The sequence below is a fragment of the Novosphingobium sp. B-7 genome (assembly GCF_000410615.1).
GTDB classification, from domain to species: domain Bacteria; phylum Pseudomonadota; class Alphaproteobacteria; order Sphingomonadales; family Sphingomonadaceae; genus Novosphingobium; species Novosphingobium capsulatum.
This window is the reverse complement of record NZ_APCQ01000797.1, coordinates 1-3179: the sequence shown is the minus strand read 5'-3', so window position 1 is coordinate 3179 and position 3179 is coordinate 1. Positions and strand designations below refer to the sequence as shown.

Below are 3179 nucleotides of genomic sequence, written 5' to 3'. Positions count from 1 at the left end.
TCTGTCGCGGATAGGCGGACAAGCGGCGCAGCATTGCCGAAGCAGTGACGGTGCCGGTGCGGATCGACGTGGCGAACCGCAGCAGTTCGTCCCAATGCGCCGCGACATGACCCAATGCGATCGGTTCGGCCGTCATGCCGGCAAGCAAGGGGCCGGATTCTTGGCCGGGAAGGAGGTGTAAACGACGCTCCTTGATGTCGCGCAGGCGCGGCGCGAAGCGGTAGCCGAAGAAGGGCATGAGGCCGAACACATGGTCCGATGCCCCGCCCGTATCGGTGTAGTGCTCCTCGATCGTCAGGCCGGTCTGGTGATACAGCAAGCCATCCAGCACATAGGGCGCTTCGCCAGCGGTCGCCGCGATCACCCGACTTGCGAAGGGGTCATATCGATCCGAGACATGGGTGTAGAAGGCAACGCCTGGTTCGTTGCCGCTGCGCGCGTTGATGTCGCCGATCGCGGCCCCACGGCCCCCGGCATGAAATTGCTGTCCGTCGCTCGACGAAGTGGTGCCGTCTCCCCACAGCGCGGCGAGCGGCATGGCGCGATGGGCGTCGATCAGCCTTCCCAACGCTTCGCCATAGGCGGCTTCGCTGATGTGCCAGTCGTGAAGATGGGCGAGCTGACGCAGACTTGCGCCCCGGCAGGTTTCCGCCATGCGTGTGAGGCCGAGATTGATGCCATCGGCGAGGATGACCGTGAGCAGCGCATTGCGATCGTCGGCTTCCCGGCCCGAACGACGATGGATGAAGCATTCGCTGAACCCGGTCCAGGCATCGACCTCCAGCAGAAGATCGGTGATCTTCACGCGCGGCAGTCGATCATAGGCGGCGCGACGGGCAATCTCGGTGGCGGGCGGTGTTGCCGCCTTCAGCGGCGAGATGATGAGACCGTTTTCGTCAAGCTTAACCTGGGGCAGCTCCCCTTGCCGTGCAAGGACCGTTACCTGCTCGATCGCCGTGTCGAGCCTGGTGCGCCGTTCCTCGATATGGCGCTCGAAATCCGTTTCGATGGCGAGCGGCAACGGCCCCTTCTCGCGCAGCGCCGCAAAGGTCGCCGGCGGTATGAGATAGCTGTCGAAATCGCGAAACTGCCGGCTTCCCGCGACCCATATATCCCCGGCTCGCAACCGCTCGCGTAGTTGCGACAAGGCGCATAGTTCATAAGCGGCACGATCAACGATGCCATCCCGCAGGACGAACGGGCGCCATGCGGGCGGCACAAAGCGTAGCGGCACGCGATCAGGCAAGCGCCGTTTGCCGGTCCGATATAGCTCCGCGATGATGGCCAGCGCTGACAGGAGCCCCTGAACCGCGCCGGCGCCGCGAAACTCGAAGGCGTTGAGAAAAGCGCCGACAAAGAGCTTCACCGTCCGATGCCGCTCGATCAATTCGGCGGTGCGATCGACGGTTTCCGGTCGCCCGAGCACTTCGGCCTGCTCGACGGCCACGGCGAAGTGCTGCCAGTCCAGCGCCTCGATCTGCGCCAGAGAATCCACGCCCTTGCTGCGCGCGTCGATGAGGAGGCGGCAAGACCCCGTGAGCGTCCGGAGGTGGCCTTGCAACTCGCGCACCGTCTTGAGGGCTTTGTCGCGGGTCCGGTTCTCGGCGCGGCGCGCCATGCTGCCCAACAGCTTGTCGAACATCGTCAGGGTGGCGTCGGTCAGGCTTTCCTCAAGCCGGATGCCGGTTGCCGCCAGCGTCGCATGGCGGCGCAGGGCATTGAGTTCGCCAAGGTGCTGGGGTGTGATGCGGCTGCCTTCGTCCGCCAGCCTGTCAAAAGTCAAAGCCGGGATCATGTCGGCACGGGCGCGATCGAGGCCCAGCGCGCGGATATAGGCGAGCCGTTCGATCAGGCGCAGGATGTTGCGCGCTGCCGGCGATTGTGGCGCATTGCGCATCCAGGATAGCCATGTCGCGACCTGCCCCGGTCGTCGGGCCAGCAAATCGTCCAGGCCCTGAAGGGTGTCAGGCAGCAGGCCATTCGTGAGCACTTCATAGGTAAGCTGTTCGGCTTGCTGGCGCGCCCGCCGCAGCACCGCTTCGAGAATCGACGGAGAAGGCAGGAGGATCTGCAGGCGCCGGAGTTCATCGACGATGACGTCTGCCATCTGGCCGGGGTGTATGATGGTCTGCGCGATTGGGACCGAGAAGGCGACAACTTCACGGAAAGCGTTGCGGTCAAAAATCCTGAACCCGTGCGATCGTCGGATTTCGACGAGATGCTCGCGACGGGTCTGGTCCCGATGGGCATAATCCGCGAAGGCTGCCGGCGCGACGCCGAGTTGCTGCGCCACATAGGCGAGCACAGGAGCGGGCGGGACTTCGCCCGCTTCCAGCGCACGGCCAGGCCATCTCATATATAGCATGAGCATCGCATAGCCGAGCCGGGTGGCATCGCCGCGACGGCGGCCGACAATTTCCAGGTCGTCGCTGGTCAGCGTATAATGACGCGCGATCTCGCGCTCATCGAGCGGCGCGCCATAATGCCTCGCCCAGATTTCCAGGCTCACCAGTCGCCGTCTCGCCAAGCATCATCTCCTTCGCTTTGCGTGTCCGTCAGACGGTCCTCTGGCGGCCAGCAGGAATATGTCCGTTAACTCTGGACCTATAACGGCGATTCGGACAAGATCAGATAATGATGGGAAAACGGACAGGATTGGGCTGCATGTGGCGTTGATCGGCTATGCGCGCGTCTCGACGGCAGACCAGAAGCTCTCACTCCAGCTCGACGCGCTGAACGCGGCCGGGTGCGACCGGATATTCGACGATCACGCATCTGGTGCAAAAGCCGATCGGCCCGGCCTGGCCGAGGCGCTCGCCTATCTGCGCAGCGGCGACACGCTGGTGGTTTGGAAACTCGACCGTCTTGGGCGCTCGATGAGCCATCTGATTGAGAAGGTCGGCGAGCTAGCGACGCGAGGTATCGGGTTCCGCTCGCTCACCGAGAACATCGACACCACCACTTCGGGCGGGATGCTGGTGTTCAACATCTTCGGCTCGCTTGCCCAGTTTGAGCGCGATCTGATCCGGGAGCGCACCCATGCAGGCCTCAAGGCCGCTCGCGAGCGAGGTCGCCCCGGTGGGCGGCGGCCAGTGGTCACACCTGACAAGCTCCGCAAGGCGCGCGAACATATCGCTTCCGGCCTCACAGTTCGCGAGGCGGCTCTGTTGCAAAAATCG

Annotated in this window: 2 protein-coding genes; one reads left to right on the top strand and one right to left on the bottom strand. The window is 64.0% G+C overall.

The window, feature by feature from the left end; genetic code table 11:
• The coding region (locus H926_RS0109340) for a Tn3 family transposase (RefSeq protein ID WP_043608803.1) at positions 1-2527 on the bottom strand (2527 nt) is incomplete at its 3' end.
• Positions 2528-2666: 139 nt separating this feature from the next.
• On the opposite strand from H926_RS0109340, the gene H926_RS0109335 reads away from it, so the two are divergent.
• A partial coding sequence (locus H926_RS0109335; protein WP_022676057.1) for a recombinase family protein occupies positions 2667-3179 on the top strand: 513 nt, incomplete at its 3' end.